General features: G+C 73.8%; 29 protein-coding genes. 16 read left to right on the forward strand and 13 right to left on the reverse strand.

All coding sequences use genetic code 11. From position 1 onward, the window contains the following. Nucleotides 1-95: 95 nt before the first annotated feature. From ACIRBX_RS19060 to ACIRBX_RS19070, 3 genes are all read left to right on the forward strand, one after another. Nucleotides 96-881: a hypothetical protein gene (locus ACIRBX_RS19060; protein WP_402298080.1), complete on the forward strand. Its 786-nt coding sequence runs from the start codon at nt 96-98 to the stop codon at nt 879-881. A 146-nt stretch (nt 882-1,027) separates the two neighbouring features. Then, the gene (locus ACIRBX_RS19065) at nt 1,028-1,870 is read left to right on the forward strand and encodes a (2Fe-2S)-binding protein (RefSeq protein ID WP_402298082.1); all 843 of its coding nucleotides are present in this window, start codon (nt 1,028-1,030) and stop codon (nt 1,868-1,870) included. A gap of 171 nt (nt 1,871-2,041) precedes the next feature. Next, complete coding sequence (locus tag ACIRBX_RS19070; RefSeq protein ID WP_402298083.1) at nt 2,042-3,061, forward strand: DUF2637 domain-containing protein; 1,020 nt, start codon at nt 2,042-2,044, stop codon at nt 3,059-3,061. 356 nt (nt 3,062-3,417) lie between these two features. Here the strand turns inward: ACIRBX_RS19070 and ACIRBX_RS19075 are convergent, their stop codons facing one another. The 4 genes from ACIRBX_RS19075 to ACIRBX_RS19090 form a co-directional block, all read right to left on the reverse strand. Then, on the reverse strand, nt 3,418-5,667 hold the full coding sequence (locus tag ACIRBX_RS19075; protein ID WP_402298085.1) for a SpoIIE family protein phosphatase: 2,250 nt from the start codon (nt 5,665-5,667) through the stop codon (nt 3,418-3,420). A 417-nt stretch (nt 5,668-6,084) separates the two neighbouring features. Next, complete coding sequence (locus tag ACIRBX_RS19080; RefSeq protein ID WP_402298426.1) at nt 6,085-6,606, reverse strand: ATP-binding protein; 522 nt, start codon at nt 6,604-6,606, stop codon at nt 6,085-6,087. A 260-nt stretch (nt 6,607-6,866) separates the two neighbouring features. Further along, complete coding sequence (locus ACIRBX_RS19085; RefSeq protein ID WP_402298087.1) at nt 6,867-7,331, reverse strand: MarR family winged helix-turn-helix transcriptional regulator; 465 nt, start codon at nt 7,329-7,331, stop codon at nt 6,867-6,869. A gap of 166 nt (nt 7,332-7,497) precedes the next feature. Beyond that, complete coding sequence (locus ACIRBX_RS19090; protein ID WP_402298089.1) at nt 7,498-8,466, reverse strand: zinc-binding alcohol dehydrogenase family protein; 969 nt, start codon at nt 8,464-8,466, stop codon at nt 7,498-7,500. Between the two features lie 217 nt (nt 8,467-8,683). Between ACIRBX_RS19090 and ureA the strand changes: the two genes are divergently transcribed. The 3 genes from ureA to ACIRBX_RS19105 are packed head-to-tail and all read left to right on the forward strand — an operon-like array spanning nt 8,684 to nt 12,198. Then, a complete protein-coding gene (gene ureA / locus ACIRBX_RS19095) occupies nt 8,684-9,394 on the forward strand; it encodes an urease subunit gamma (RefSeq protein ID WP_402298090.1) in 711 nt (236 codons plus the stop codon). A gap of 31 nt (nt 9,395-9,425) precedes the next feature. Next, the gene (locus tag ACIRBX_RS19100) at nt 9,426-11,099 is read left to right on the forward strand and encodes an urease subunit alpha (RefSeq protein ID WP_402298092.1); all 1,674 of its coding nucleotides are present in this window, start codon (nt 9,426-9,428) and stop codon (nt 11,097-11,099) included. Between the two features lie 58 nt (nt 11,100-11,157). Then, a complete protein-coding gene (locus ACIRBX_RS19105) occupies nt 11,158-12,198 on the forward strand; it encodes an agmatine/peptidylarginine deiminase (protein ID WP_402298093.1) in 1,041 nt (346 codons plus the stop codon). Between the two features lie 81 nt (nt 12,199-12,279). Here the strand turns inward: ACIRBX_RS19105 and ACIRBX_RS19110 are convergent, their stop codons facing one another. After that, a complete protein-coding gene (locus tag ACIRBX_RS19110) occupies nt 12,280-12,768 on the reverse strand; it encodes an FxLYD domain-containing protein (protein ID WP_402298094.1) in 489 nt (162 codons plus the stop codon). A 122-nt stretch (nt 12,769-12,890) separates the two neighbouring features. Then, complete coding sequence (locus tag ACIRBX_RS19115) at nt 12,891-13,316, reverse strand: DUF6221 family protein (protein ID WP_402298095.1); 426 nt, start codon at nt 13,314-13,316, stop codon at nt 12,891-12,893. A gap of 118 nt (nt 13,317-13,434) precedes the next feature. Here ACIRBX_RS19115 and ACIRBX_RS19120 point away from each other — a divergent pair, with 118 nt between their 5' ends. Together ACIRBX_RS19120 and ACIRBX_RS19125 are read left to right on the forward strand one after the other, a co-directional pair. Beyond that, on the forward strand, nt 13,435-13,611 hold the full coding sequence (locus tag ACIRBX_RS19120; RefSeq protein WP_402298097.1) for a hypothetical protein: 177 nt from the start codon (nt 13,435-13,437) through the stop codon (nt 13,609-13,611). A 25-nt stretch (nt 13,612-13,636) separates the two neighbouring features. Continuing rightward, a complete protein-coding gene (locus ACIRBX_RS19125) occupies nt 13,637-14,632 on the forward strand; it encodes a GNAT family N-acetyltransferase (protein WP_402298098.1) in 996 nt (331 codons plus the stop codon). A 48-nt stretch (nt 14,633-14,680) separates the two neighbouring features. Here ACIRBX_RS19125 and ACIRBX_RS19130 read toward each other — a convergent pair whose 3' ends face one another. The 4 genes from ACIRBX_RS19130 to ACIRBX_RS19145 all read right to left on the reverse strand — a co-directional run bounded on the left by ACIRBX_RS19130 (nt 14,681) and on the right by ACIRBX_RS19145 (nt 17,854). Beyond that, on the reverse strand, nt 14,681-15,580 hold the full coding sequence (locus ACIRBX_RS19130) for a glycerophosphodiester phosphodiesterase (protein WP_402298100.1): 900 nt from the start codon (nt 15,578-15,580) through the stop codon (nt 14,681-14,683). Nucleotides 15,581-15,755: 175 nt separating this feature from the next. Then, nucleotides 15,756-16,655, reverse strand: a complete 900-nt coding sequence (locus tag ACIRBX_RS19135) for a spherulation-specific family 4 protein (protein WP_402298102.1) — start codon at nt 16,653-16,655, stop codon at nt 15,756-15,758. Between the two features lie 139 nt (nt 16,656-16,794). Continuing rightward, nucleotides 16,795-17,244 carry a hypothetical protein gene (locus ACIRBX_RS19140; protein WP_402298104.1) on the reverse strand — a complete coding sequence of 150 codons (450 nt, stop codon included), beginning with the start codon at nt 17,242-17,244 and terminating at the stop codon, nt 16,795-16,797. A gap of 127 nt (nt 17,245-17,371) precedes the next feature. Then, the gene (locus ACIRBX_RS19145) at nt 17,372-17,854 is read right to left on the reverse strand and encodes a MarR family transcriptional regulator (protein WP_402298105.1); all 483 of its coding nucleotides are present in this window, start codon (nt 17,852-17,854) and stop codon (nt 17,372-17,374) included. Between the two features lie 104 nt (nt 17,855-17,958). Here ACIRBX_RS19145 and ACIRBX_RS19150 point away from each other — a divergent pair, with 104 nt between their 5' ends. Continuing rightward, the gene (locus ACIRBX_RS19150) at nt 17,959-18,330 is read left to right on the forward strand and encodes an HGxxPAAW family protein (RefSeq protein WP_402298106.1); all 372 of its coding nucleotides are present in this window, start codon (nt 17,959-17,961) and stop codon (nt 18,328-18,330) included. 386 nt (nt 18,331-18,716) lie between these two features. Here ACIRBX_RS19150 and ACIRBX_RS19155 read toward each other — a convergent pair whose 3' ends face one another. Beyond that, the gene (locus ACIRBX_RS19155) at nt 18,717-19,196 is read right to left on the reverse strand and encodes a hypothetical protein (protein WP_402298108.1); all 480 of its coding nucleotides are present in this window, start codon (nt 19,194-19,196) and stop codon (nt 18,717-18,719) included. Between the two features lie 132 nt (nt 19,197-19,328). Here ACIRBX_RS19155 and ACIRBX_RS19160 point away from each other — a divergent pair, with 132 nt between their 5' ends. The 3 genes from ACIRBX_RS19160 to ACIRBX_RS19170 all read left to right on the forward strand — a co-directional run bounded on the left by ACIRBX_RS19160 (nt 19,329) and on the right by ACIRBX_RS19170 (nt 21,305). Beyond that, a complete protein-coding gene (locus ACIRBX_RS19160) occupies nt 19,329-19,835 on the forward strand; it encodes a hypothetical protein (RefSeq protein ID WP_402298110.1) in 507 nt (168 codons plus the stop codon). 26 nt (nt 19,836-19,861) lie between these two features. Beyond that, nucleotides 19,862-20,110 (forward strand): hypothetical protein, encoded by a 249-nt coding sequence (locus ACIRBX_RS19165; protein WP_402298112.1) that lies wholly within the window; start codon nt 19,862-19,864, stop codon nt 20,108-20,110. Between the two features lie 589 nt (nt 20,111-20,699). Next, nucleotides 20,700-21,305 carry a TetR family transcriptional regulator C-terminal domain-containing protein gene (locus tag ACIRBX_RS19170; RefSeq protein WP_402298114.1) on the forward strand — a complete coding sequence of 202 codons (606 nt, stop codon included), beginning with the start codon at nt 20,700-20,702 and terminating at the stop codon, nt 21,303-21,305. A gap of 75 nt (nt 21,306-21,380) precedes the next feature. Here ACIRBX_RS19170 and ACIRBX_RS19175 read toward each other — a convergent pair whose 3' ends face one another. Further along, a complete protein-coding gene (locus tag ACIRBX_RS19175; protein WP_402298116.1) occupies nt 21,381-21,857 on the reverse strand; it encodes an RrF2 family transcriptional regulator in 477 nt (158 codons plus the stop codon). 96 nt (nt 21,858-21,953) lie between these two features. Here ACIRBX_RS19175 and ACIRBX_RS19180 point away from each other — a divergent pair, with 96 nt between their 5' ends. Then, on the forward strand, nt 21,954-22,700 hold the full coding sequence (locus ACIRBX_RS19180) for an SDR family oxidoreductase (RefSeq protein ID WP_402298118.1): 747 nt from the start codon (nt 21,954-21,956) through the stop codon (nt 22,698-22,700). 107 nt (nt 22,701-22,807) lie between these two features. Here the strand turns inward: ACIRBX_RS19180 and ACIRBX_RS19185 are convergent, their stop codons facing one another. Further along, nucleotides 22,808-24,346, reverse strand: coding sequence for a protein phosphatase 2C domain-containing protein (locus tag ACIRBX_RS19185; RefSeq protein WP_402298119.1), 1,539 nt, complete (start codon nt 24,344-24,346; stop codon nt 22,808-22,810). 297 nt (nt 24,347-24,643) lie between these two features. Here ACIRBX_RS19185 and ACIRBX_RS19190 point away from each other — a divergent pair, with 297 nt between their 5' ends. The 3 genes from ACIRBX_RS19190 (at nt 24,644) to ACIRBX_RS19200 (ending at nt 26,668) form a co-directional block, all read left to right on the forward strand. Next, nucleotides 24,644-25,156: a hypothetical protein gene (locus tag ACIRBX_RS19190; RefSeq protein WP_402298121.1), complete on the forward strand. Its 513-nt coding sequence runs from the start codon at nt 24,644-24,646 to the stop codon at nt 25,154-25,156. 118 nt (nt 25,157-25,274) lie between these two features. Then, entirely contained in the window at nt 25,275-25,964 is a 690-nt protein-coding gene (locus tag ACIRBX_RS19195; protein ID WP_402298123.1) for a DUF3105 domain-containing protein, read from the forward strand. After that, nucleotides 25,961-26,668: a DUF305 domain-containing protein gene (locus tag ACIRBX_RS19200; protein WP_402298124.1), complete on the forward strand. Its 708-nt coding sequence runs from the start codon at nt 25,961-25,963 to the stop codon at nt 26,666-26,668. The genes ACIRBX_RS19195 and ACIRBX_RS19200 overlap by 4 nt, the downstream gene beginning before the upstream one ends. Nucleotides 26,669-26,758 lie beyond the last annotated feature (90 nt).

Below are 26,758 nucleotides of genomic sequence, written 5' to 3' on the forward strand. Positions count from 1 at the left end.
GCGCTCGTGATCTGGTGCACAAGCTCACCCCCGTGTTGAATTGCCGCCACGGCGGCCATGTCCGCTCGCTGGACACCGCACACAAGGAGGTGGCGTTGTCGGAGCACGGAACGGCCCTGGGGGGCAGCAAGACGGACGCGGTCTGGCGGCTACGGTCCCGGGGTTGTTGGCAGGAGGCCGCCGAACTGCTCCAACCGGCGGCCCGGGACGACCCCTCGGCGGCCCTCGCGCGGGCCGAACTCCTCATCGAACAGTGCATGTTCACCGCCGCGCACTGGGAGCAGGGCGAGGAGGCACTACGCTCGGCCGAGGCCCTGGCCGCCTCGTCCGACCAACGCGCCGCCGCCGCCTGCGCGCGCGGCTTCCTGGCCTACGTGGCCAGCGTGCTGGGCCCGCGTGACCGGCTGGACGAGGCGCAGGCGGCCCTCGGGCGGACCTCCGCCCTGCTCCCGCCGGACGCACCGGGGCGCCCGCTGCTGGACTTCCGGCGCGGCCTGGTGGCGGAGAACCTGCTGCACGACCGGCAGGCGGCCTGGATCGCGTACCGGCGCGCGCACGACGGAGCGGCCGAGCGGGGGGACGAGCTGCTGCGCTCCTACACCTGGCGCCACCTGGCCTCGCTGGCGCTGGCCGCCGGTGACACCGAGCGGGCCCTGGAGGGATTCCGGGCCTCGCTGACGATCCGTGAGGAGCTCGGCTTCACCGTGGGGGTGGCGCCGGCCCTGGCCGCACTGGCCGAGGTCTCCGAACCGGCCGAGGCTGCCCGGCTGCGGGCGGAGGCGGCCCGGCTGGTGCAGGCGCTCGGCGGGGTGCCGGTCTGGCTCGCGCGGCGGCTGGGGAGCGTGCCCGCGCAGGCCGCTCCCCCGGACGGCGGTAGCTGACGGGACGTCGGGAGGGCCATCAGCTAAGGTGAGCCTAACCTGCCCGGGGGGACCCACTCCGGGCAGGTTCCGGCCCGCCCGCGCGCGGTCGGTCCGTACCGCCGTCCCGGGCTCCCCGAGCGCCGGGCCCACCCCCGGGGGCCCGCATGACCGTCAGCAGCACCGAGGCCCGCCCCACCGGCCCCGGCCGCCCCGGCCCGCCCGGTCTCCTCACCGAGGTGCCACCGCTGCTGGGCAGTTACGCCCGCCAGCACGAGGTCTTCCCGAGCCTGCGGATCACCGCCGGCCCACTGCCCGCCGATCCGCGCTGGGTGCTCAGCACCGCGCTGGTCGATGACGAGGCGGCCCGCCAGGAGCTGATCGCCCACGACCAGTCGCTGGCGCTGGCCGACTACGGGCAGCTGCTCCGGCCGGACGTGGCGGCCGGCTTCTGCCTGCACCGGTACGTGTGGCCGGTCGCCCTGGCCTTCACCCTGCCGTGGTTCCTGGAGCGCCGGGTGCCCCGGCTGCCCGCCGACCGGGTGGCGATCGACCGGGTGGCCGGCGAGCTGGCGGTCGACCCGGACGGCTTCGCCTGCCTGCCGGACGATCCGGCGGCCGGCCTGCCCGGCGTCCGGGTGGTGCCCGACGAGGCCGCCCTGCGTGCCGAACTCCGTTCGGCGCTGGCCGAGTTGCTCACCCCCGTGCTGGCCGCCTTCCGCCCGGCGATGCGGCGCGGGCCGCGCACCCAGTGGGGCATGGCCACCGACGACGTGATCGAGGGCCTGTGGTTCCTCGGCGGCCTGCTCGGCGAGGAGGAGCGGGCCGCCGCCGAGGCGGCCGAACTGCTGCCCGGTCCGTCCGAGCGCCCGTTCGTCGGCGGGGCGGACTTCAGGCTGTTGACGGAAGGCCCGACCGCCCGGACCAGGACCCGGGTGAGCTGCTGCCTGTTCTACACGGTGCGTCCGGAAGAAACCTGTCTCACCTGTCCGCGGAGCTGTCCGGAATAGTGCATTCCGGGTCCGAATCGACACGGTCCTTTCATATGACCATACAGATTCACCGTCTTCGGAATTCCCTCTCCCTGGTGCATTGGCCCGGAATCGGCCGAAAGGACCCCGGTCATCGGCCATAGTGGTGACTCGCCATCACGAGGCGGGAAAGCGAGGCTGGTTCCGGCCATGAAACTGTCCGACATTCCACTGGGCTGGGCCATCACCGGCGTGGCCGGTCTGGTGGCGGTCGCCGTCCTGGTGACCTTCCTGCGCACCAGGTCGGCAGCCGCCGCGGCAGCCACCGGTGCGACCGACTCCTGGGAGCGCAGTGAGGAGCGCCGTCGCCGCAAGGAGTCGATGTACGGGTTCTCCGCGTACGCCCTGCTGTTCTGCTGCGCGGGCGTCGCGGCGGCCCTGTCCTTCCACGGCCTGGTCGGCTTCGGGGTGCAGAACCTCGGGCTCTCCGGCGGCTGGGAGTACCTGGTGCCGTTCGGCCTGGACGGCGCCGCGATGTTCTGCTCGGTGCTCGCGGTCCGCGAGGCCAGCCACGGTGACGCCGCGCTCGGCTCCCGCCTGCTGGTCTGGCTGTTCGCCGGCGCCTCGGCCTGGTTCAACTGGGTGCACGCGCCGCGGGGGTTGGGCCACATCGGCGCCCCGCAGTTCTTCGCCGGGATGTCCATCTCGGCCGCGATCCTGTTCGACCGGGCGCTCAAGCAGACCCGGGTGTCCGCGCTGCGCGAGCAGGGTCTGGTGCCCCGCCCGCTGCCGCAGATCCGGGTGGTGCGGTGGCTGAGGGCCCCTCTGGAGACTTACGCCGCCTGGTCGTTGATGCTGCTGGAGGGTGTGCGCAGCCTGGACGAGGCGGTCGAGGAGGTCCGGGACGACAAGCGGCAGGCCGCACTGGACCGCGAGCGCCAGCGGATGGCCAGCCGTCGGGAGCGGGCCGAGATCCGCGCCATCGGCCGGCAGCCCGGCAGCACCTGGCGGGCCCGGGGTGCCAACCGGCAGCTGACGCCGGGAAGTTCGGAGCCCGTCATAGAACCGTCGCCGAACTCCGGGGCGACAGCCCCCGCCGCTCCGGCCACCGAGGGCGCGCTGCCGGTGCGCCGCAGCATCGACCTGACGCCGGAGGAGGAGACCATGCCGCTGCCCCGCTTGGACTCCCTGGAGCAGAAACTCAAGGACCTGGAGCAGCAGTTCGGCTGACGGCGCTGCCCGCGCCGGACCCCGAGCCGACCCCGCTGGGATAGCCGGGGCGCCACGGCCGTGCTCGCCCTGGCCGGGCGCCCGGGGGGGCCATCCCGGCGGGTGCCGCCTCCGGGCAGCCTGCGTGACGGCCCGCGCCAGGCGCCAGGCGCCAGGGCCAACCCTCCACGCGGGTGCCGGCCCCTGAGCCCCCAGCGCGCCTCGGGCGTCCCGCGCCCCCGGCGCACCCCGGACAGGAACGGTCAGGCGGCGAACCGGTGCCCCGGAGCGCCGCCTGACGGTCCGACAGTTTTCGGTCAGCCGGCGGCGGCCGGGCGGCCTCCCGCGCCGCCGGACGCCGCCGACCGCCGCCGGGATCAGTCCGCCGAGAGCTCGAACCACATCCGCTTGCCGCTGCCCCGCGGCTCGACGCCCCAGGCATCGGCCAGCGCCTCCACCAGCATCAGCCCGCGCCCGGAGGACGCCTGCTCGCCCGGGGTGCGGCGGGTCGGCCAGAGGTCGGACTCGTCCTCCACCTCGACCCGCAGCCTGGCCCGGCCGTCCCCGGCGCCCTCCCGGTAGAGCCGGGCGGTGAACATCGCGTCCCGGTCGGTGTGCCGGATCGCGTTGGTGACCAGCTCGGAGGCGAGCAGCTCGGCCGAGTCGACCAGATCCGCCACGCCCCAGCGGCGCAGCGCGTCCCGCAGCTCACCGCGCAGCTCGGAGATCCGGGCCAGGTCGGCCTGCCCGATCCGGCGGCGCAGCTGCTGCGCCGCCAGCCCACCGGCCGGGCCGTCCCAGCGGAGCAGCAGCAGCGCTATGTCGTCCTCGCGCTCGCTCGAGTCGGCGGCCAACGAGGCGATCCGGTCGGCGAGCTCGTCCAGCGGATCGCGCGGCCCCTCGCCCCGGCCGGGCAGCTCCCGGGCCACCGTGGAGCAGAGCCGCTCGTACCCGGTGTCCAGGTCCATGTCCCGGGCCTCGACCAGGCCGTCGGTGCAGAGCACCACCGTCTCCCCCGGGTCCAGCGAGAACCGGGTGACCCGGTACTCCTCGTCCGGGGCGACGCCCAGCGGCAGCCCGCCGGCCACCGGGACGGCGGTGGCGGTGCCGTCGGCCCGCCGGACCACCGGGTCCAGGTGGCCGGCCCGGACCGCGTAGACCACGCCGTAGTCCACGTTCACCTCGGCGTAGGTGCAGGTGGCGAAGTGGTCGGTGTCCAGGTCGGCCAGGAAGCGGGAGGCCCGGGCCATCACGGCGGCCGGCGGGTGGCCCTCGGCCGCGTAGGCGCGCAGGGCGATCCGGAGCTGGCCCATGATCCCGGCCGCGTGCACGTCGTGGCCCTGGACGTCGCCGATCACCAGGCCGACGTGCCCGCCGGGCAGCGGCACCACGTCGTACCAGTCGCCGCCGATCTGCAGGCCGGAGCCGGCCGCCAGGTAGCGGACGGCGGTGGTCACGCCCGGCACCGAGGGCACGGTGCGCGGCAGCATCACCCGCTGGAGACCGGCCGCCAGCTCGTGCTCGGCGTCGTGCAGCCGGGCCCGGGCCAGCGACTGGGCGACCAGGCCGCCCAGGGTGGAGAGCAGGGTGCGCTCGTCGGCGTCCAGCTCGCGGTCGTCGTCGAAGCCGACCACGCAGATGCCCGTCACCCGGCCGCTGGCCACCAGCGGGAGGAAGCCCCAGGCGCTGCGCGGGCCGGTCTCGGCCATCTGCGGGTAGGCGTCCGGGTAGCGCTCGCGGTACTCGTCGCGGCTGGAGATGAAGACCGGGGCGCGGTTGCGGATCGCCTCGGCGGCCGGGTGGCCGGCCGGCACGGGCGTGCGGTCGTACTGCCGCAGGTCGCCGTCGAGGTAGCCACTGGCGCCGAGCACCTGGAACCGGCCGGCCTCCAGCGAGGCCAGGATCAGGCCGTCCGGCGGCAGGCCGGGCAGCGGCAGCTCGGTGAAGACCCGGGCCACGTCGCGGACCGTGACGGCCTCGGAGAGCGCCCGGGCGGCCTCCTTGATGAACCGCGAGCGGTCCTCGCGCAGCGCGGCCATCGCCCCGGCCCGCTCGCGCTTGTGCAGCTCGACGGTGGCGTCCCAGACGAAGCCGACCATCCGGGACGGCCGGCCGAAGGCGTCCGCCAGCACCCGGCCCCGGAAGCGGGCGGCGTGCAGCTGCCCGCCGGGGAAGACGGTGCGGTAGTAGGCGCCGCACTGGCCCAGCTCGGCGACCGCCCGCTCGACCCGGCGGCGGACCACCGGGGCGTCCTCGGGGTGCAGCATCGCCAGGAAGGCGGCGGAGCTGCGGTCGAAGCGGCCGGGGTCGAGGCCGAGGATCGCGCAGGCGCGCGGATCGCCCTCCAGCACGTCACGGCGGATGTCCCAGTCGAAGGAGCCGATCCCGTTGGCGGCCATCGCGGGCTCCAGCCAGTCGGGGGTGGAGTCCCCCGTCCTGGTCGGCAGGCCGCGCGGGACCACCGGGGAGATCCGGCCGGCCGCCAGACCGGCGGCGGCGGGGCCCGGACCGGTGGCGGGCGGGCGCAGCGCGTTCACCGCCGCCCGGCCGTGGGCGGCGGTGCCGCGGGACGACTGGGCGGGCGGGGTGCGGCGCGCGGGCCCCGTCGACTCGGGCTCAGTCGCCATGCTTCTCCTGCCGCTGCCGTGCCGCCGGGTGGATCCGTGACGGCCGTGTGCCGAGTGGGTGGGCGGTGCTCGGGTCGAGGGCGGTCAGTCGAGGATCGGTTCTCCCCGCTGCCTTCCCGGGCACACATTCTCACTATCCTGCCGAAAGATTACTAGTACCGCCTCACCAGCGGGCTTTCGGGTGACGTACCGGGACTGCGGCGCGGAACGTACCCGAAAGACCAGCACCAGAGGAGCACACACCGGCGGCGCGGGCAATGAGCGGGGCGCATTTCGTGACCCGGTGGTGACGCGGCATATGCACCCCGGGCGTTCCGCAGCAGCCTCGGCGACGCGGCTCGGCCGGTGCGGCCCAAGCGGTGCGGCTCAGGTGGTGCGGCTCAGGTGGTGCGGCTCAGGTGGTGCGGCCGGCGCGGCTCAGGCGGCGGCGAGCTCGAACCAGGTCACCTTGCCGTCACCGCGCAGCTGGACCCCCCAGTCGTCGGCCAGTGCCTCGACCAACTGGAGGCCGCGCCCCGAGGTGGCCGTCTCGCTCGCGACCCGGCGGCCCGGCAGCCGGGTGGCACCGTCCTGAACCTCGATCCGCAGCCGCTGCTCGGGGCTGAGCACCGCGTCCAGCACGGCGCCGCGCTCGGTGTGCAGCAGCGCGTTCGTCACCAGCTCGGAGGTCAACAGCTCTGCGGTGTCCGCGAGTTCGGGCACACCCCAGAGGTCGAGCGCGGCCCGCAGCCGGCGCCGGACGGCGCCGACCCCGGTCAGGTCGGCCGGGCCGAGGGCGGCGTGCAGCCTGCGGTGCAGGGCGCAGCCCGGCTCCTGGGGCGGGCGGGTCCGCTCCTCGTGCGTGCGGGGGTCGTACCCCTGGGCCCGGACCGTGTCACCGCCGGATGTCGTACCGCTCGAAGCCGTCCGCTGACGCGGGAACCTGGCCTGGCCTTCCATCACCTGACGCCCCCCACAGCCCTTCTCCCGGACGGTGCCGCGCCGTGTCCCCCACCGGCGGACCGTCCCGTTGCTGACGACCATCCTCATGCCCATTGGTGGGGATACGCAACAGTGTGCGGATGGTCACCTGGGGTGAAACGGGGCTCAGGGGGCTCGAAGTGATCCTCTCCGGGGCGGTCGGGAGGTTTGGACCGGCTCCGGCGCGCCGTGCGGACGGGCTCAGCGCCGCAAGGCGGCCGCCGCACCTGCGGGCGGGCTCAGCGCTGGAGGGCCGCCGCCGCGCGGTGCAGCAGGGTGCGCAGCTGCTCCCGCTCCTCCGGCTCGAAGGCCGACCAGAGCGCGGCCTCCACCCCGACCGCCCGGCCGTCGGCCTCCGCCACCAGGCGCTCCCCGGCAGTGGTCAGCCGGGCCAGCATCACCTTGCCGTGCACCTCGGACTGCTGACGCCCGATCAGGCCCTTGGCCTCCAGGTTGGCCAGCACCCCGGCCATGGTCTGCGGGGTGACGGCCGCGCCCCGGGCCAGCTGCGCACCGGAGCGGTCCGCCTTCTCGGCGAGCTGGAGCAGCACGGCGTACTGCGGCACCGTCAGGTCGAGCCCGCGCAGCGCCTCGACCTTGGCCGCCATCATGGCCTGCTCGGCCTGCTTGATCGCCAGGCCGAGACGCAGCTGCGCCCCCTGCGGGCCGGCCAGCAGGACGGCGGGGTCGGTGGCGGCACTCATCAGCCGGGGCTCCATTCGCGGGCGGTGCACGGACGTCACTGAGCGGTGTCCGGATCGCACTCGGCGGTGCACGGACGGCCCCAGTATCGACCAGTGGCACCCGGCCTGTCCCGTCGTCCCCCGACCGCGGGGGCGGGTGTGCCCCGTCCACCGGCCGGCGGCGCCGCTACGCCGTGCGCAGCACGTACTTCGCGGGGGCGGTCCGGTTCTCCAGCGCGGCGTGGGCCGCCACGACGCCGTCCCAGCCGATCGGCTCGACCTCGGTGGTGAGCACGCCCTCCGCGACCAGCCGCAGGCCCTCGGCCAGGTGCTCGCGGAAGACCTCCGGGGCGCGGGAGAGCACCCCGCCGAGGTTGTAGCCGGCCAGCGTGAAGCTCTCGAACCAGACCTCGTCCGCCATCAGGGCCAGGTCGCTGTCGGCCGCGTCGCCGATCACCACGTGCCGGCCGAACAGCGCGAGCAGCCCCCGCACCTGCGCGCGCGGGTCGCCGCCGACCGAGTCCACCACCACGTCGAAGCCGTGACCCTCCGTCAGGGCGTCCCGCTGTCCGGCGAGTTCGCCGTAGGGCAGCGCGGCGTCGAAGCCGCCGTCCCGCCGCGCCCGGGCGGCGCGCTCGGGGGTGGCGGCGGCGCCGACCACCAGGGCCGCGCCGTAGTGGCGGGCGAGCCGGCCGAGCAGGGTGCCGAGGCCGCCGGCCGCGCCGAGCACCAGGACCCGGTCGCCCCCGGTGATCCGGGCTGCGGCGCGCAGGGTGCCGACGGCGGTGGCCGCGTTGCAGGCGGTGGCGGCGGCCAGCTCGGGATCGAGGCCGTCCAGCGGAAGGGTGGTGCCGGCCGGGACCACGACGCGCTCGGCGCAGCCTCCGAAGGCGGTGGCGACGGCGGCCACCGGCTCGCCGATCCGGTACCCCGTCACCCCCTCCCCGAGCGCGGCCACCGTGCCGGCCACCTCGATGCCGGGCACGGCGGGCAGCCCGATCGGGAACTGCCCGCGTCGGAACATCACGTCGGCGAAGTGCACCCCGGCGTGGCTGACGGCGATCGCCAGCTCGCCCGGCCCGGGCTCGGGGGCGTCGATCTCGACGGTCTCCAGCACCTCGGGGCCGCCGGTGCGGGTGTAACGGACTGCGCGCACGGTTGCGCTCCTCTTCTCGTAGTCGCTGCCGTATGTATATCAGGATCCTGCTATCTCGTCGCTACCGAATACACGGGTGCGACTCCCGGCGCGCAGAACACCCCGGAACGGACAAGGCTGGACATGGCGGCGGCGTCCGGGTTCAATGGCCGGACGCAGAGTTTGAACGTCGTTCTAAGTTGATCGACCCGCCGCCCCGGACCGAGAGCGAGGCACCGTGCGACTGACACCGACCGACCGCGACCGGCTGCTGCTCTTCACCGCCGCCGAACTCGCCCGGGCCCGCCGGGCCCGGGGCGTGAAGCTCAACGTGCCCGAGGCCACCGCGCTGATCGCGGACGCCGTCTGCGAGGCGGCCCGGGACGGCCGGCGGCTCGCCGAGGCGGTCGAGGCCGGCCGCTCGGTGCTGACCGCCGAGGACCTGCTGCCCGGGGTGGCCGACCTGGTGACGGTGGTGCGGGTGGAGGCGGTCTTCGAGGACGGCACCCGGCTCGCGGTGGTCGACGACCCGTTCCGGGGCGGCGGCTCGCTCGGCGACGAGGCCCCCGGCGCCGTGCTGCCGGGTACCGGCGCGGGGTACGACCCGGTCGAGGAGACCCTGCTGCTGCCGGTGCACAACACCGCGGCGGTCCCGATCACGGTCACCTCGCACTTCCACTTCTTCGAGGCCAACCCGCGCCTGGCCTTCGACCGCTCCGCCGCCTACGGCACCCGGCTGGCCGTCCCGGCCGGCACCTCGGTCCGCTTCGACCCCGGTGCGACCGTGGAGGTCGGCCTGGTGCCGATCGGCGGGGCCCGGGTGGCGATCGGCTTCGCCGGTCTGGTGGACGGCCCGCTGGACGCCCCCGGCGCCCGCGAGGCCGCACTCGCCAAGGCCCGCGCCACCGGCTACCTGACCGGCTTCGACGGTGCGGAGCCGGACTCGTGAGCGGCGTCGACTCCCGTACCGAGGAGGCCTGATGAGCGTGATGACAGCGCGCGACTACGTCTCGGCGCACGGCCCCCGGGCCGGTGACCGGATCAGGCTCGGCGACACCGGGCTGATCGTCCGGGTGGAGTCCGACGCCCAGGCCCCCGGTGACGAGTTCCTGGCCGGCCCCGGCCGGACCGCCCGCGACGGCCAGCACCTGCGGCCCGCCCCCGTCCGTGACACCTGCGACCTGGTCATCTCCAACGTGCTGGTGATCGACGCCGTCCAGGGCGTCCGGAAGGCCTCGATCGGCGTGACCGGCGGCCGGATCGCGAGCATCGGCCGGGCGGGCAACCCGGACACGCTGGACGGCGTCGAGGTGGTGGTCGGCACCGGCACCACGATCGTCCCCGGCGAGGGCCTGATCGCCACCGCCGGAGCGGTGGACACCCACGTCCACCTGCTCGCGCCCCGGGTCCTGGAGGCCGCACTGGCCTCGGGCGTCACCACCGTCATCGGCCAGGACCCCGGCCCGGTCGGGGGCACCGGCCCCACCCCGCCCCGGGCCCTGCGGAACGCCTACGGCGCCTTCGATGCCTGGCCGGTCAACATCGGCTTCCTGGCCCGGAGTTCGTCCTCTGCTCAGGCGTCTTCCGAGGCGTTGACCGAGGGCGGCGCCTGCGGCCTCAGCGTGCACGGGCGGACCGGCACGCACCCCCGGGTGCTGGACACCGCCCTGCGGGCGGCCGAGGAGTACGACGTCCAGGTCGCACTGCACCCCGACGGGCTGCACGAGTGCCTCGCGACCGAGGACACCCTGCGGGTCCTGGACGGCCGGACCGTGTTCGCCTCGCACGGCGAGGGCTGCGGCAGCGGCCATCTGCCGGGCGCCCTGGAGCTGGCCGGGGCACCCAACGTGATCGGCTCCTCCGCCCTCTCCCACGGCCGGGACTCCCTCGCCGAGCACCTCGGAACGGTCGCCGCCGGCCACGGTGCCCGGGCCGAGTCGACCGGTGGCGCCGCGACGGTGCGTGAACGGGTCCGGGCGGGCGTCCTCGGCGCCGAGGGCGTGCTGCACGACCTGGGCGTCATCGGGATCACCGCCTCCGGCGCCCAGAGCACCGGCCGGGCCGGCGAGACAGTGCGCCGCACCTTCGCGCTGGCCGGCCTGATGAAGCGCCAACTCGGGCCGCTGGAGGGTGGATTCGGTACGACGGAGAGCGGCGACGACAACCTCCGGGTGCTCCGCTACCTCGCCAAGCTCACCGTCAACCCGGCCATCGCCCACGGCCTGGCCCACGAGGTCGGCTCGATCGAGGTCGGCAAGCTCGCCGACCTGGTGCTCTGGCGCCCGGACCACTTCGGTGCCGTACCGGAGCTGGTGCTCAAGGCCGGCTTCCCCGCCCACGGCGTGACGGGCGACCCGATCGCCGCCGCCGAGCTCTCGGTCGCCTTCACGGCCCGGGCGGCGGTGGAGGGCGGAGACGCCCCGCGCACCCGCCGCCGCCGGGTCGCCGTCCACGGCACCCGGGGCATCGGCCCGGCCGACCTGGTGCGCAATACCCGCACCGGCACCGTCCGGGTCGCGCCCACCACCGGAGCCGTCTCACTGGACGGCACCCTGCTGGACCACACCCCGCCCGACCACGCCCAGCCGGACCACACCTCGCCGACCCCGGCCCCGGCCGAGGCCGTCCCGCTCAGCCGCCTCTACTTCCTCTGACCGCTCCACCGCACCTTGCCCCGTCCAACCCCCGTCACCCGCTGAGGACTTCACACCGATGACCGCCACCCCCGCCTCGCTCGGCTTCCGGATGCCCGCCGAATGGCACCCGCACGACCGCACCTGGATGGCCTTCCCCACCGACAACCCGACCTTCGACACCCCCGACCACCTGCACGCCGCCCGCGAGGCGTGGGCCAGGGTGGCCAACACCATCGTCCGCTACGAGCCGGTCACGATGATCGTCAACACCGGCGAACTGGACGATGCCCGCCGCTACGTCGCGGCCGGGGTCGAGCTGGTCGAGCGCCCGCTGGACGACGCCTGGATGCGGGACATCGGTCCCACCTTCCTGATCGACGACTCCGGCGAACTGGCCGCCACCGACTGGGTGTTCAACGGCTGGGGGGCGCAGTCCTGGGCCCGCTGGGAGCACGACCAGCACATCGCCGAGGAGATCACCAAGCTCACCGAGGTGCAGCGCTTCGCCTCCCGCCTGATCAACGAGGGCGGCGGCATCCACGTGGACGGCGAGGGCACCGTGCTGGTGACCGAGACCGTCCAGCTCGGCGAGGGCCGCAACTTCGACTGGACCAAGGAGCAGGTCGAGGCCGAGCTGCACGCCCAGCTCGGCACCACCAAGGCCATCTGGCTGCCGCGCGGGCTCACCCGCGACTACGACGAGTTCGGCACCCGGGGCCACATCGACATCGTCGCCTCCTTCGTCCGCCCGGGCGTGGTCGTCGCCCACGTCCAGCCCGACCCGGCCCACCCCGACCACGAGGTCTGCCAGGAGCTGGTCGCCATCCTGCGCGCCGCCACCGACGCCCAGGGCCGCCCGCTGGAGGTCATCGAACTCCCCGCCCCCACCGTCCTGCTGGACGAGGACGGCGAGCCGGTCGACTACTCCTACATCAACCACTACGTCGCCAACGGCGCCGTCATCCTCTGCTCCTTCGACGACCCGCGCGACCAGGTCGCCGCCGACCTGCTGGCCGAGGCCTACCCCGGCCGGACGGTCGAACTGGTCGACGCCCGCGAGATCTTCGCGAACGGCGGCGGCATCCACTGCATCACGCAGCAGCAGCCCCGGCCCTGACGCCGCCCCCCGCACCTGCGGGCACCGGAACCGCTCGTGCACTCCTCCCGGAGGGCACGAGCGGTTCCGTTCTCCAACCGATCAGGGCGAGGCGTACCGAGTCACGTCCGACACCCTGCAGCTGATCTTCTTGCCCTTCGTCTCGCTCGCTCCCTGGGCCTTCAACTGCGCGGCCTGGTTCGGCGCAAGGTTGTTCGTCGCCGCAATGCCCTCGGCGACCCGGGTGTTGGACTCGTCGACGAACTCGACGTTGACGATGTAGTTGCTGGCCTTGCTGGAGTGGTTGGTGACCTTCACGTCCGCCGACGGCCAGCCCAGCACGCTGTCCACCTTGCAGCCGGTGATCTCCGCATCCTTCAGCTTGTCGCCGTCACCGGCCTTCGCCGGCGCGGGCGCCGCAGCCGGGGACGACCCGGCGGGGCCGGACGCGGCCGGCTGCTGACCACCCGTCACGGCCGGGACGGGAGCGGCGGTGTTCGGGGTCCTTGCGGTGGTGGACGCGGGAAGGACACAGGCTGTGAGGCCAAGCAGCAGGCCGGCGCCGACAAGTGCGACGGGGAGGGTGCGCATGTTCTCTCCAGGAGGATCGGGTTCCGGAGATACTTGCGCACAACATGCTTGCCGGGCACGGGAGTTGCCAAGACGTTATCACTGCCCCGCAGGCTCTGCCGGAGGCGGACCGCCCACGGCCGTCAGCGGCCGGGGGCCCACTCCGGGCGGTAGTCCGGGTGGGTGGCGTAGGGCAGGGCGAGCAGCCGCAGGGTCCAGTCGGTGGTGGCCGGGGGCGGGGCGAAGCGGGCACCGGTGTCGTCGAGCAGCCAGCGGGTGCCGTCCGCCTCGTGCAGCGGGCCCATCCAGCGCAGCGTGCACCCGTCGGCGAAGGCGTGCTCGATCCGGCAGGCGGACGGGCAGTGGGCGTTGGAGACGTCCAACAGGTGCTGCTTGGCGGCGAGTTCGGCCAGCACCCGGGCCGGCTTCCAGTGTGCCAGGTAGCGCTCGGCCGGCGTCCCGGCGTCGGGACTCCACCAGCCCTGGGCGGCCTGCGGCGCAGCCGCCGTGGCGGCCCTTCGGTCCTCGGCGAAGCGGGCGCCGAGGAAACCCGGCAGATCGTCGGTCATGCGCCCATCCTCCCGCAGCCGCCCGGCCCGGCGGCGGTCCCTTGTGCGAACGATCTTGTCCTGCGAGGATCACTGCCCCGGCCGGCCCGGCCGGGAGCGCCACCGCACCGGGGGAAGCATGAACATCCGCAGCATCGCCGCCGCAGCCGCAGCCGTCGCCCTGGGCACCGGCCTGACCACCGCCACCGCCACGTCGGCGGCCCAGGTGCTCAGCGGTCCGACTCCGTACGCCAACTACGCGACGCCCGCCGCTGAGCACCTCGACCCGCAGCAGCAGATCTACGTCGGCGACTGACCGACCCCACCACAGGGACAGCCCGATGCCGGGACCGAACGTGCCACGCCTGCCCACCGGATACCGGAGCGCCCCGGTCCGGCCCGCCGACCTCCCCGAGATCGAGGCCCTACTGGCCGACTGCGAGCGGGAGTTGACCGGCCGCCCGGAGGCCGGGGCCGGTCGGGTCGCCGCCGATCTGGCGCGGCCGGGGCTGGTCCCCGAGCTGGACACGGTGGTGGTGCGGGACCCGGCCGGGGTGGTGGCGGGCTGGGCCTGGGTGGACCGGCGGTCGGTGGTACGGGTGCGCCCCGGGCACCGGGGGCGGGGCCTGGGGGCGGCGCTGCTGGACTGGGCCGAGACCCGGGCCCGGCAGGTCGGCGCGGAGCAGATCACCCAGGTGGTGCCGGACGCCGACGCGGCGGCCGGTGTCCTGCTCCGCTCGCGCGGATACCGACCCCGGGTCACCGAATGGCTGTTGGAGTACCGGACGGCCGACGGACCGCCGACCGACGAGCCGCCGACCGATGGCCCGCCGGCCGACGGAGCGCCGACCGATGGCCCGTCGGGCGCACCGGCCGGGCTGCCCGGCGTCACCGTCCGGCCGTACCGGGAGGGCGACGGCCCGGCCCTCCACGCTCTGGTCCAGGACGCCTTCGACGAGTGGCAGCAGCGCCGCCACGCCTACCCCGAGTGGGCCGCGCACACCGTCGGCCACCCCGGCTTCGCCCCGGCCGCCACCCTGCTGGCGCTCACCGGGGGACGGCTCCTCGGCGCCACCGTCTCCCTGCACTCCCAGTCCCCCGACGAGGGATGGATCGAGCAGCTCGCCGTCCACCCCGCCCACCGCCGCCGGGGCCTGGCCCGCCACCTCCTGCACCGCACCTTCCGGGCCTTCCACGCCCTCGGCCGCCCGGTCACCACCCTCGGCACCCACTCCGCGACCGGCGCCCTCGACCTCTACCTGCACGTCGGCATGCACGTCCGGCGCAGCTCGACCGTCCACCGCAAGGAGCTCGCCCACTCCCGGGAGCCGAGGTGACCGGCCGTCAGGCGCCACCGGGGACGCGGGCCGGCACGGTCACCCCGGCTACGGCCGACCAGTCGTCAGGTGCCGCCAGCGGTGGCCCTCACCGCGCTGTGGACAGGCGCGGTCGAACCGGGCCCGGGCCGCACCCGGGTCGTCGGTGATCACCGCGTCCGCACCGATCTCGGCCAGCCGGTCCCAGGCGGCCGGGTCGTCCACCGTCCAGGCGTAGACCCGGCGCCCGGCGGCGCGTTCGGCCCGGATGCGTTCGGGGGTGACCAGCACGTTCTCCAGCGAGACGGCGCGCAGCGGCAGGCCCTCCGGATCGCGGGCGTACCAGGACGCCTGGAGCAGCGTGGCCGGCAGGCCGGGTGCCGCGCTGCGGGCGGCCCGCAGGTGCTGGGGGTAGAAGGAGTAGAGCTCCACCCGGGCGCCGCTGGCGGCGGCGAGCCGGCCGATCTCGGCGGCGTCCTCGGCCCGGCCGACGTCCTTGATCTCCAGCAGCAGCCGGGCCCGGCTGCCGCGCAGCCGGTCCAGCAGCTGGGTCAGCCGGGGGATCGGCTGCGGCCCGCCGGGGCCGACCCTGACGCTCAGCCGGTCCAGCTCCGCGATCCTGAGGTCGGCGACCCGACCCCGGCCGGTGCCGCCGGTGACCCGGTCGACGGTCGGGTCGTGGATGACCACCGGTACCCCGTCCTTGCTGACCAGCACGTCGGCCTCCAGCCAGTCCGCGCCCGCACGGAGCGCGGCGTCGAACGAGGCCAGGGTGTTCTCGGGTGCCAGGCCGGGCGCGCCCCGGTGTCCGACCACCGCGATCCGGGGGCAGGGGGCGGCCCGTTCGGTGGTCTCCGCCGAGTCGGAGGAGACCGCGAGCACCACCTCGGAGGAGATGGGGAAGGCTGCTGCGAGTGCCAGCAGCGCGGACAGCAACAGGGTGCCGGTACGTCCTGCGGATCGGGCCATGGGTCCAGTGATGACCCCTCCGACGGTCCGCCACCCCGAATACCGCCGGACAATCCGACGAACGGGGGAACGCAGCCGGCGCCCGACGGCGGGACGCACGCCCCCGGCGGTCGGCACGGCGCCGGGGCGCCTGGGATCGTGCTCCCCGGCGCCCCGGTCCGACCGGGAAGGGCCGTCAGCCAAGGGTCGCGGCGTACGAGGTCTGCGCTCCGAAGCCGTAGCCCGGCGCCGCGTCCCAGGGGTTGGGCAGCGTGTCGTCGGTGGCGTAGGCATAGCCCGCGCCCCGGGCGAAGGCGGTGTCCAGGGCGGACTTCAGCTGGATCTGGCCGGAGGTGCCGTAGACCAGGTGCCAGAACGAGGTGCCGTCCGGGTCGAAGCCCGCGCCGGAGTAGTAACCCGCCGTCAGGTTGAAGACGTTCCCGCCCAGCCAGCCGGCTCCGGTGTAGTTCGCGTAGCTGCCCTCGTAGGTGACGAAGGTGTCGGCGGTGCGGTGGCCGGGCTCCAGGTAGCAGTCCGCGATCGCGGTCCCGGGGTTGTCGATCACCAGTTCCTCGGTGCCGGGCGCGACCGACTCGACGGTGCTCTGCACGTACTGACGCAGCGCCAGGTAGTGGTCGCGGGTGGCGTTGCCCGCGCCGTAGTCCCGGCTGACCACGTCGAAGAAGATGCCGTCCACGTGCAGCTTGCCGTCGGCGGTCTTCAGGTAGTTGTCCACCGACGCCTTGACCTCGGCGATCGGCCGGGTGCCGTTGCCGGTGTGGACGTAGCCGAGCACCTTGGTGTGCCCGCCGGTGGCCGGCACCCCCGCGCGCAGCGCGTCGGCCTGGGCCTGCCAGGTGGTGGTGAACGGGCTGTCGCCGTTGCCCGGGTTGAGCACGACGACCGAGGCGGCGGGCGAGGTGCCCTGCAGGGCGGTGAGCATCGGGTCGCCCGGCCAGACGTACGCCGGTACCGCGATCTCCAGGCCCCGGCTCCCGGCCGCCGCCGCTCCGCCGGCACCCGTGGTGCCCGCGGCGGTCAGGGCCAGGGCCGTGCTGAAGGCGAGGGCCAGCAGGCCCTTGGCGCGTATGCGCATGAAAGAATCCCCCATGGATCAGTCGGTGGCGTTCCCTCCACCTCGATCGGATCGTACCCGGCCCGCATTGCGCCCTCCTTGCGCCCCCGTGAAGGTCCGGCCACCGGCCGGCCACCGGACCGTTCCGGCCACCACCCGACTACCGCCCCGCACCGGCCTCGCCCGCGGCACCGGCGGCAGCGGTAGTGCCCGCAGCGATGACGGCGAGCAGCGGGCGCAGGTCCTGTTCCACCGTCAGCTCCCTCAGCAGGCTGGTCCAGCGACCGTCCTCCCGCCGCCAGGTGAAGTCGTAGAGCACCGGCAGGCCGTCCTCCTCCTCACGCCGCATCACGATCGAGCCGTGGTCCGGGTACACCGTGGTGGCGACGAAGGAGACGTCCGCCAGCGAGTCGCCGATCGGTCGCCCCTCGGCCCGCAGCGCACGGAACCGCCGCATGAACTGCTCCTTGACCAGCCGGACACTGAGACCCGCCCGATCGACCCGGAGGTTCTCGAACTCCGGGTCGTAGAGCTCCTCCAGGGCCTCCAGGTCCATCGCCAACCCTGCGTGCAGGTACTGCCACATCCGGTCCACCAGTGCCTGATCCATCATCAACTCCCTCTCGTTCACCGGGAGTCCAGAGTCACAGAGTCCACCCACGACTCGCCGACAGCCGGGTGACCGATCGCTGACATGCTGCCGACAGGCCACCGACACCCGCACGCCCGACCGGCCCTCACTCCCCGGCGGGCCGCCGGAGCTCCTCCTGCCGGGTGCGCATCAGCCCGGCCGCGCGGGTGAACCAGTCCGCCAGCACGGCGACTTCGTCCGCCGTGTAGTCGGCGAACAGCTCGTTCAGCCGGAGGTAGAACGGCTCGTAGACCTCGTACAGCCGCACCGCCGCCGACTCGTCGGCGACGACCCGCACCCGGCGGCGGTCGGCCGGGTCGGCCTGCCGGCGGGCGTAGCCGGCCTTCTCCAGCCGGTTGACCACCCCGGTGACGGCACCGGTGGTGAGGTTGGCCCGCTCGGCCAGCTCGCCCGCCGTGATCGGCTCGGCACCGGCACCCAGCACGTGGCCGAGGCAGGTGAGGTCGGTGACCCCCAGCCCGAGGCGCTGGGCGATGTCCTGCTGACCGGTCAGGCTCAGCGCGATCAGCTGGTCCATCGCCGCCAGGGCCTGCGCCGGGGACGCCTCGGGACGCGGCTTGCCCTCCACCAGGATTCTCCTTAGAGTCTAAGATACTTAGCAACTAAGACAACTGGCCCGAGATGCTCACGGGCCTCCCCACCAGCCTTCCATCATGACGAGGGAGCACCACCATGAGCGGCATCCACGGCCACCACGACATGGGCCACACCCTGGCCGGCTGGACCGGCACCGCCATGGTGACCGCCGGCACCGCCCTGACGGGCACGGGGATGTGCACCGGCACGACTCCCCTGCTCTGGGCGGGCGGAGCCGTCGTCCTGCTCGGCGCCCTCGCCACCTGGGTGCTCCACCTCACCGGCTGGGGCAAGCCCAGCGGCCCCCGCCCCGAGAGCCAGTGGCCCTGGCGGGTCCGGGACACCGCCCCGCACCCCGGCTGTCTCGGCTGCCGCCTCGCCGGAATGCGCCACCGGAACCATCCGACCCCCAGGACACCCGCAACAACCTCGGCCCCATGGAATCTCAAGAGGACCGGCGGAGCATGATGCGCACCCAGCTCCCGGCCGCCCAGATTTCCCCTACCTCGAAGTCCGCAGCAAGGGAAACAGGCCTCGCGCCCGCCTGCACGGGCGGACCTCACACGGGGGCCGCGACTCGGCGCCAGCGGTCGGACTCTCCAGCGACGAGGGCCGCACGGACACCTGGGGCCTTTTCGCCCGCACACCGGGCTGGCGAGCAGCACAGGCAGTCATGACCGGCAGCATCCGCCCGCACCCAACCTGCTCACCGTACGCGTGCGGTCCCGACTCCACTCTCGGGCGGCACCATCCATCATCAGATTTCCGATGAATCCGAGTGCGCTCGCGGGCCGGAGGGCCGATGCACGGCCCTCCGGCCCGCGAGCCCTGAACCTATAGTGGCAGCCCGGAAATCAAGCGCCCCACCGAGCCTCGACCTCCCCAAGGAGAGCGAGCGAGGACCTGAGATCCCGCTGGTATCCCGATTCGTCCGTCAGGGCTTTAGCGGAAGCCACTCCAAAGAATTCACAAGCGCCCTTCAAAATCAATCGAAGAAAAGCTCCGGCCTGCACCTCGAGCGCCGCCGTTCGACTGTTTCCATTGACATCTATGAAAATCCTGCCATCCTGCAGGAGCGAGAGCCCTACGGCATACGGACGATCCGGAAATCGGACAAGAGACCGTCCAGACCGGAGCAGTTCAGCAATATCTCCGATCACGAGCGACCAGAGGGCATCGATCGTATCGCTCTCCATCGAATCCAGTACGGTCCGACCGTCGATTTCGATCAATATGGCACCCTGAAGATAGGCCCAGCGAGAGAAGCCCCCCTCGAAATCCACAAGGGGAACCGGCGCGGCCCCATCCTCCAGGATCAAGGTTTCGAGATTCAATCGAGGTATCCTAGCTCAGAAGTCTCGGCGCAACTAGAGCGGAACCGGATAAAACATTCCAACCGCATTTTCACCGAACCCTAGTACATACTCCCTGCCATTGTATGTCCCGTAAACCCTACCCCACACCCCATGAACAACAGGCCACGCCGGTGGATAACCGTCGGCCACTTCGCTCTGACGGCGAGCCTCGGTGCGGGGGCGCTGGCGCAGGCTGATACGAAGCCTTCGGGGGACAATTCGGCAGCGCCGTTCGTGGTGGAGGACTTCGCCCACCCCGCCGTTTCGCCGTTCAAGAACCTGACACTGGTGGAGGGTGACGGGGGCATCGAGCTGATCGACTGTGCCAGTGGTCCGGCCCAGATCGTGGTGGACAGTCCCGCGCTCGGTGCGATGACCGACGGACGGAACACCTCCAACACCCGGGCCCGCTTCAAGGCGAAGTCCGCAAGCGGCAACCTGACGCTGGAGCTGCCGGGAACCTTCTACATCGAGACGCGCGGCCGCGCGGTCAAGGCCACGCTGACGGGCCCGACCGCGACCGAGACCAAGGACATCGCCAAGGACCAGTCCGTCTCGGTCGGCGTGGCCAACAACGGAAGCCCGGACGTCCTGGTCGAGCTCCGCATCACCGGCTGACCCCCAGCAGCGAGAAGGACATCCGCATGAAGCACCGCACACGCATCACGCTGGTCGTGGGGGCACTGGCGATGGCCGGCGCCCTGGGGGCGGGCTACCTCGCCTCGGCGGACACACCCCCGGCAGGCGACAACTCCGCCGCGCCGCACGCGGTCGAGGACTTCGCCTACCCCAACGGCAACGCCACCTCCGGTATCCGGCTCCAGGTCGTCGTCCTCGCCGGCGGGCAGCTCCTCCACACCACCCGCTACGCCGACGGCCACTGGGCCCCCTGAGGCGCCGTCGACCAGGGCGGCGACATGAACCTCGTCGTCGTCACCGACACCGGCGCCCAGCTCCACACCATCCGCCACCAGGACGGCACCTGGCAGCCCGTCAGCCCGCTCGCCGGCGTGCTCGGCCGGATCAGCGCCACCTCGGTCAGCGCCACCCCCACCGACGGCGAGGCCCGGATCGCGGTGACCACCACCGACAACCGCGTGCTCGTCACCTCCCGTCGCGCCGACGGCAATTGGAGCGCTGTCCAGCCTCTTGACTTGACGGGCGTTCCCGGAACCACACCGGGACCGTCATCGCCGGGACCCTCTGACCGGACCGCCGCCCGGCCGCAGCCGGCCTCTATCACCGGGCGTGTCCCGCGCAGCACATCCACTCCATTGCCCGCAGGCGGGGCACCTACCCGGCCGACCACTACCTGCTCACACCAGACCCGGCCGAGCCGACCAGGTCGATTCGGGCCGGTCCGCAGTGCTTCGCGGACCTTCCGCCGGGGTGTCTCCAGTCATCGGCGAAGCACCGGATCAACACCGGGCGGCCGTCCGTGAGAGGCTGACCGGGCCCAGTTCCAGCAGGGAGGACAGCCCGATGGCCGAGCCACGCACCCGGCGGCCGGCCCGGCCGCGCGAGGAGGTCTTCGCCGCCGCGCGGGCCGCCATCGCCGAGCACGGGCTGGCCAAGCTGACCATGGCGGGCCTCGGCAAGCAGCTCCAGATGAGTGCCGGCCACCTGCTCTACTACTTCGGGAGCAAGGACCAGCTCCTGCTGGAGACCCTGCGCTGGAGCGAGGACCAGCTCGGTGAACGCCGACGGGCGGCCCTCGCCGACCACGGGCTGACGGTCCGGCAGCGGCTGGCCGCGTACGCCGGGCTCTACCTGCCGGAGGGCCCGGGCGATCCGCGCTGGGTGCTCTGGCTGGAGGTCTGGGGCCGCTCCCCCGGCAGCGCGGAGATCCGGCAGGGGCAGTTGGAGATTGAGGCCCCTTGGCAGGCGGATCTGGTCGCGCTCCTCGAAGAGGGCGTCGCTGGTGGGGATTTCGGGGTGAGCGGGGCCGAAGTCACCGAGCGGGCCGCGCAGTTGCGGGCCCTGCTGGACGGGCTGGCCGTACCGGTCGCCATCGGTCTGCCGGGTGCCGAGCGGGCGACGGCCGTCGGCCGGTTCGATTCGGCCGCCCGGGCGCTGCTGCGCAGCTGATCCGCCGACCGGACTCGGAGCCGGGCGAATCAGGCTGGAAGCCCCCGGGGGGCGACGGGCCGACGGGCCGGCCGGTCAGGAGCCGTTCAGCAGCCGACGGGTCCGGGCCGGGGCGGTGGCCGGGATCTCACCGAGCACGTCCGCCAGGGTGACCCCGGCGAGGCTGTCCCGCCACGCCTGGTGCGCGTCGGCCATCCTGGCCGCCAGCACGCAGGTGTGCCGGCAGTCCTCGGGCGCCAGCGCGCCACGCCCCTGCTGCCGGATCTCCCGGCACTCGTACGGCGGCGCCACCCCGTCCACCGCCTCCACCAGTTGGAGCAGCGTGATCTCCCCCGCCGGACGGGCCAGCCGGAAGCCGCCGCGCGGCCCAGTGGTGGCGGCGAGCAGGCCGGCCCGGGTGAGCGACTGGAGCTGCTTGGCCAGGTAGGGCGCGGGCAGGTCGAAGTACTGCGCGAGCTGCGCCCCCGAGGCACTGGATCCCGGTTCGAGCTGGGCCAGCGTGGTGGCGCAGTGCAGGACCCACTCGGTGCTCACAGGCAGCTTCACACCCATGAGTGTATCCAAGACATTGCGGATCCATTTAGTCCGGGATAGCGTCGGTCCCGTTCGCGCCACCACACAGCAGAGCAGTCACCTGGGGAGTACGCCATGCGCATCGCCGTCGCCGGAGCCACCGGGAACATCGGGGCCCGCACCGCCGCCGCCCTGGAGCGGGACGGCCACCAGGTGGTCCGGATCAGCCGCTCGCTCGGCGTCGACCTGACCACCGGCACCGGTCTGGACGCCGCCCTGGCCGGGGTGGACGCCGTGGTCGACGCCAGCAACTCGGCCGCCGCCGAACGGGACGAGGCGGTCGCCTACTTCGGCACCACCACCGCGCGGTTGCTCGCCGCCGAGGCCCGCGCCGGGGTCCGGCACCACGTGCTGCTGTCGATCGTCGGCATCCACGGCGTGGACGGGAACGCGCACTACGCCGGCAAGCGCGAGCAGGAGCGGCTGATCGCGGCGGGCCCGGTGCCGTGGACGGTCGTCCCGGTCACCCAGTTCCACGACTTCGCCGCGATGGTCGCGGGCTGGACCGAGCAGGACGGCGTCGCCGCCATCGCCCCGCTGCTGGTGCAGCCGATCGCCCCGGACGACGTCGCGGACGTGCTCGCCGAGATCGCGGTCGGCGCCCCGCAGGGCCGGTACGCAGACGTGGCCGGCCCGGAGACCCAGGACCTGGTGGACATGGCCCGCCGCACCCACCAGGCGCAGGGCCGTACGGTCCGGCTGGTGCCGACCTGGTCCGGCCCGTTCTCCACCGCGATGGCCGGCGAGGTGCTGCTCCCCGGGCCGGGCGCCCGGATCGCCCCGACCACCTTCGCCCGCTGGCTGGAGACCCAGCGCGGCTGACGCCCCGTCAGGGCGTCACCGTCAGGGCGTCCCGGTCGGAGCATCCCGGTGGGAGGACCGGAGTGGAGGGCCCGCGTACAGGGCCCGCTTTCAGGGACGGGGCGCCGTCACTCCGTCCAGAGGGCGACGGCGGTGCGGTCGGCGGCGTAGCCCTTGGCGCGGACCTGGATCTGGCGGAGGAAGTCCACCGTGCCGGGCGGGTGCGGATGGGCCCAGTGGTTGGCCAGGAAGTGCGCCACCGAGGGCTCCTCGGCGAGCGGGCCGGCCAGGCCCGGGGTGCAGAGCAGCAGGATGTCGCCGGGGGTGGCCGGGACCAGGCGGAAGCGGAACGAGCGGGGCTGCGACCCCACCGGGTGCGGGGCCTGGCCGTCGGGATGGTGCAGCAGACGGGCGGCGTAGGCGTCGATCCAGTGACCGGAGCGCAGCAGGTAGAGGCCGCCCGGCCCGAGGCCGAAGGCCGCCCGGTGGGTGGCGGTCGGGTCGAGCGAGATCATCAGGCAGTGCAGGGACGCCTCCGACGGACCGTCAGCAGGCGCAGCCGGCACGGACGTCGGCGCGGAGGCCGACGCGGACGACACCGGGGGTTCCGAGAGCACCAGGGGCATCTCGGGGGCGCGGAGCGGGCCGAACGCGCCGGTGCTGAGGCGCTGGAGCCCGTAGCGCAGCCGGTCCCGCGCACCCGCGCGCAGATCGGCGGCCAACTCCGCCCGGCTCCGCCCGACCGCTGCGGCCAGCTGCCGGCACGCCTCCACCGCCAGCGGCGAGGGCTCGGGCGTCGTCCCGACCACTGCCAGCAGCAGTCCGTCCTCCCCCTCTCCGAAGCGGGCCAGCAGCAGCGCATCCCGGCGGATCTCCCCCCGGTAGCGCGCCGAGTCCCCCCGGACCGACACCGCCCGGAGCGTCGATCCGCCGTACTGCGCACCGTCCACCACCGTGTCCGGGGTCAGCAGGGTCAGCTCCTCCGGCTCGACGGCCGTGACGGCGGTCGGCTCCGGCCCGTACGTCGGTGGACGGTCGCCCACGTGCGGCACCGGCTGCTGCGCGTACGCCCGCCGCGCGGGCGGGGTCAACGGCGGGACGGACAGCTCGGCCGACGGCTCGGCGACCACCTCGGCCTCCACCGGTTCCACCGGCCGCTCCAGCAGCTCCGGCCCGGCACCCTCCTCCGACTGAGGCACCGTCAGGCCCTCCGACGCGGCCTCGACCTCAGGCTCGACATCGACCACAGGCTCGACGTCGACCACGGGCTCCGGCTCCGGCTCCGGCTCCGGCTCCGGCTCGACCTTCGCCAGATCCACGGGCACGGTCTCAGGCGCCGGCTCCTTAACCGGCTCGGCCTCCCCGGTACCTGACGGAGCCTCGGCCGTCCGCTGCGCCCCGATCATCCCGAGCGCCGAGTCGAACCACTCGTCCACCGTGGGCTCAGCACTTCCGGCCTCGACCTCGGCCCCGCTCTCGACTTCGACCTCGGCCGTCCGCTGCGCCCCGATCATCCCGGCCGCCGAGTCGAACCACTCGTCCACCGTCGCGCCCGTGGCCGCCGGATCCGGCACCGCCAGGGCCTCCGGCAGCGTGGCGGCCGGTCCGATGTACACCTCGTGCCACCAGCCGTCGCCGCGCTGCGACGGTGCGCCCTGGTTGCTCATCCGGCTGCTCCTCGTCCGTCTTCCGCCGTCTGCCGACGCCGTCTGCCGAGCTGGCCTGCTCCCGGGCTCGACGTCATTCTTCCGAACGGAGAACGACGCTGTCCGGCTTTCGGCGACAACCGGTCACTCCATGGGCTCAGCGGCCCGAACGGCCCTGCGACGGCCGCGCCGCGCCCTCCGGCGGCGGCGGGGCGGTGCCCAGCAGGGCCGATTCCCGGTGCCGGACCGGGAAGGAGGTGGTGAGCAGACCGACAAAGGGGCTCTACCCTCACCCGTTCGGCTGATTAATATGTGCGCATGACCGCGCCCGGGGGTACCAGACCGCAGCCGGGGAGGGCCCGCGCGGGCCTCGACCCCGTCGCCGCGCTGTGGGCGCTCCTGCTGGGCGGTCTGCTGCTGGCCCTGCCCTGTGCGGGTCCGGCCCACGCGGTGGCCCGGGCGGCCGCCGCCCCGGTGCCCGTGAACGCCGTGACCACGCTGACCACGCTGGCCGGCGCGAGCACGGAGGGACCGGGCCCGCGGGCCGACCGGCACCGTGCCCCGCACCACCAGCCGGGCCGGGCCGACCTGCCGTCGGACCGGACCCTGTGCTCGATCGACGGCGAGCGGCAGTACCCGGGCAGCGGCTGCTCCGGCCACGCGTTCTGCGGGCCGGAGGCCCAGCTGCCGAACGCGCCCCCGCAGCCCGTGCCGGCCGTTCCGGCCCGCCTGGTCGCGCCTCAGGCGCTGCCCGCGCCCGCCCGCCCGTCGCCCCCGGGTGACCTCGACCTGGCGCCCGACCTGCACGTCCTCCAGGTCCAGCTGAGCTGAGCGGAACCCACCGCCCGAACCACCCCGGCCGTCCGGCCGGTCCGGGCGGCTCCGCTTCCCCTGCCAATCCGCATACCGCCGGCCGGACACCGCCCGGCGGGGACAAGGAAACACTTCCATGGGTTCCGCTTCCAAGCAGCCGACCAAGCCGCAGCAGCCCGCCAAGGGCAAGGGCAACGTGAAGGGCAGCACCGCCGACCGGCGGGCCCGGATCGCCGAGCTGCGCGCCGAGGAGCAGCGCCGCGACCGCCGCAACAAGATCCTCGCCATCACCCTCGGCACCGTGCTGGTCGCCGGCATGGTCGGCGGCGGCGCGTGGATCGCGCTCGACGCCAAGGCGAAGAAGGACAAGGAGACGGCAGCCGCCAAGGCCCCGATCGACGGCGTCCAGACCTTCGACAAGCTCTCGCGCAACCACGTCACCACCACCGTGACCTACCCGCAGACCCCGCCGGTCGGCGGCGACCACAACCCGCAGTGGCTGAACTGCATGGGCACCGTCTACGACAAGCCGGTCGAGAACGAGAAGGCCGTCCACGCCCTGGAGCACGGCGCGGTCTGGGTGACGTACAACGCCAAGGCCTCGGCCGAGGACATCAGCACCCTGTCCAGCAAGGTCAAGAACACCCCGTACTCCTTCATCAGCCCCTACCCGGAGGAGGAGGGCGTCATCACCCTCACCGCCTGGGGCACCCAGCTCAAGGTCGACAGCGCCGCCGACCCGCGCGTGGGCACCTTCTTCACCAAGTACGTGAACGGCCCGCAGACCCAGGAGCCCGGCGCCTCCTGCAGCGCGGCGGTGATGTGACCGTGACGGTCAAGGACGGCGCGCTCCTGGACGAGGCCGTGACGGAGGGTCAGGAGCCCGCCGCCCGGGCACGGGGCGGACGGCGCCGGGTCTGGTGGCCGGCCGCGCTGGCCGCCGCCGTGGCCCTCGGCCTCGGCGTGCCCGCGCTGGTCGGCAGCACCTCCGGCGGCACCGCCGTGGCGGTGCCCGCGCAGGAGTCGGCGGAGGCCGGCTTCGCCCGGGACATGTCGACCCATCACCAGCAGGCGGTGGACATGTCGTTCATCGTCCGGGACCGGACCCAGGCCCAGGACGTCCGGACGCTGGCGTTCGACATCATCAACACCCAGGCCAACCAGCGCGGCATGATGACCGGCTGGCTGGACCAGTGGGGGCTGACCCAGCACTCCGGTGCCACCCCGATGGCCTGGATGAAGATGGACCATCAGTTCACCGCGCACGACGGGGCGTTGATGCCGGGGATGGCCACCAACACCGACCTGGACAAGCTGCGTTCGCTCAGCGGCCGGGACGCCGAGGTGCTCTACCTCCAGCTGATGATCGAGCACCACAAGGGCGGGGTGTCGATGGCCCAGGGCTTCCTGGACATCGGCACCGACCCGGTGGAGAAGCGCCTCGCCCAGACCATGGTGAACGGGCAGAGCGCCGAGATCGACCTGATGACCTCGATGCTGGCCGAGCGCGGCGCCAAGCCACTGGCGTAAGCACGGCGAGGCACGGCACGGCCCGAACGACGGGGCGCGGCAAGGACGGGTACGCCGTCCGCGCCGCGCCCCGTCGGCGGTGCCGGGGAG

The sequence above is a fragment of the Kitasatospora sp. NPDC096147 genome (assembly GCF_044763225.1).
GTDB lineage: Bacteria > Actinomycetota > Actinomycetes > Streptomycetales > Streptomycetaceae > Kitasatospora.

Bases quoted from the DNA above. Each gene is read 5' to 3' on its own strand.
- ACIRBX_RS19065 (WP_402298082.1), top strand. From the start codon at position 1,028: ATGACCGTCAGCAGCACCGAGGCCCGCCCCACCGGCCCCGGCCGCCCC.
- ACIRBX_RS19070 (WP_402298083.1), top strand. From the start codon at position 2,042: ATGAAACTGTCCGACATTCCACTGGGCTGGGCCATCACCGGCGTGGCC.
- ACIRBX_RS19075 (WP_402298085.1), bottom strand. From the start codon at position 5,667: ATGGCGACTGAGCCCGAGTCGACGGGGCCCGCGCGCCGCACCCCGCCC.
- ACIRBX_RS19080 (WP_402298426.1), bottom strand. From the start codon at position 6,606: ATGGAAGGCCAGGCCAGGTTCCCGCGTCAGCGGACGGCTTCGAGCGGT.
- ACIRBX_RS19085 (WP_402298087.1), bottom strand. From the start codon at position 7,331: ATGAGTGCCGCCACCGACCCCGCCGTCCTGCTGGCCGGCCCGCAGGGG.
- ACIRBX_RS19100 (WP_402298092.1), top strand. From the start codon at position 9,426: ATGAGCGTGATGACAGCGCGCGACTACGTCTCGGCGCACGGCCCCCGG.
- ACIRBX_RS19105 (WP_402298093.1), top strand. From the start codon at position 11,158: ATGACCGCCACCCCCGCCTCGCTCGGCTTCCGGATGCCCGCCGAATGG.
- ACIRBX_RS19110 (WP_402298094.1), bottom strand. From the start codon at position 12,768: ATGCGCACCCTCCCCGTCGCACTTGTCGGCGCCGGCCTGCTGCTTGGC.
- ACIRBX_RS19115 (WP_402298095.1), bottom strand. From the start codon at position 13,316: ATGACCGACGATCTGCCGGGTTTCCTCGGCGCCCGCTTCGCCGAGGAC.
- ACIRBX_RS19120 (WP_402298097.1), top strand. From the start codon at position 13,435: ATGAACATCCGCAGCATCGCCGCCGCAGCCGCAGCCGTCGCCCTGGGC.
- ACIRBX_RS19125 (WP_402298098.1), top strand. From the start codon at position 13,637: ATGCCGGGACCGAACGTGCCACGCCTGCCCACCGGATACCGGAGCGCC.
- ACIRBX_RS19130 (WP_402298100.1), bottom strand. From the start codon at position 15,580: ATGGCCCGATCCGCAGGACGTACCGGCACCCTGTTGCTGTCCGCGCTG.
- ACIRBX_RS19135 (WP_402298102.1), bottom strand. From the start codon at position 16,655: ATGCGCATACGCGCCAAGGGCCTGCTGGCCCTCGCCTTCAGCACGGCC.
- ACIRBX_RS19140 (WP_402298104.1), bottom strand. From the start codon at position 17,244: ATGGATCAGGCACTGGTGGACCGGATGTGGCAGTACCTGCACGCAGGG.
- ACIRBX_RS19150 (WP_402298106.1), top strand. From the start codon at position 17,959: ATGAGCGGCATCCACGGCCACCACGACATGGGCCACACCCTGGCCGGC.
- ACIRBX_RS19160 (WP_402298110.1), top strand. From the start codon at position 19,329: ATGAACAACAGGCCACGCCGGTGGATAACCGTCGGCCACTTCGCTCTG.
- ACIRBX_RS19165 (WP_402298112.1), top strand. From the start codon at position 19,862: ATGAAGCACCGCACACGCATCACGCTGGTCGTGGGGGCACTGGCGATG.
- ACIRBX_RS19170 (WP_402298114.1), top strand. From the start codon at position 20,700: ATGGCCGAGCCACGCACCCGGCGGCCGGCCCGGCCGCGCGAGGAGGTC.
- ACIRBX_RS19175 (WP_402298116.1), bottom strand. From the start codon at position 21,857: ATGGGTGTGAAGCTGCCTGTGAGCACCGAGTGGGTCCTGCACTGCGCC.
- ACIRBX_RS19180 (WP_402298118.1), top strand. From the start codon at position 21,954: ATGCGCATCGCCGTCGCCGGAGCCACCGGGAACATCGGGGCCCGCACC.
- ACIRBX_RS19185 (WP_402298119.1), bottom strand. From the start codon at position 24,346: ATGAGCAACCAGGGCGCACCGTCGCAGCGCGGCGACGGCTGGTGGCAC.
- ACIRBX_RS19190 (WP_402298121.1), top strand. From the start codon at position 24,644: ATGACCGCGCCCGGGGGTACCAGACCGCAGCCGGGGAGGGCCCGCGCG.
- ACIRBX_RS19195 (WP_402298123.1), top strand. From the start codon at position 25,275: ATGGGTTCCGCTTCCAAGCAGCCGACCAAGCCGCAGCAGCCCGCCAAG.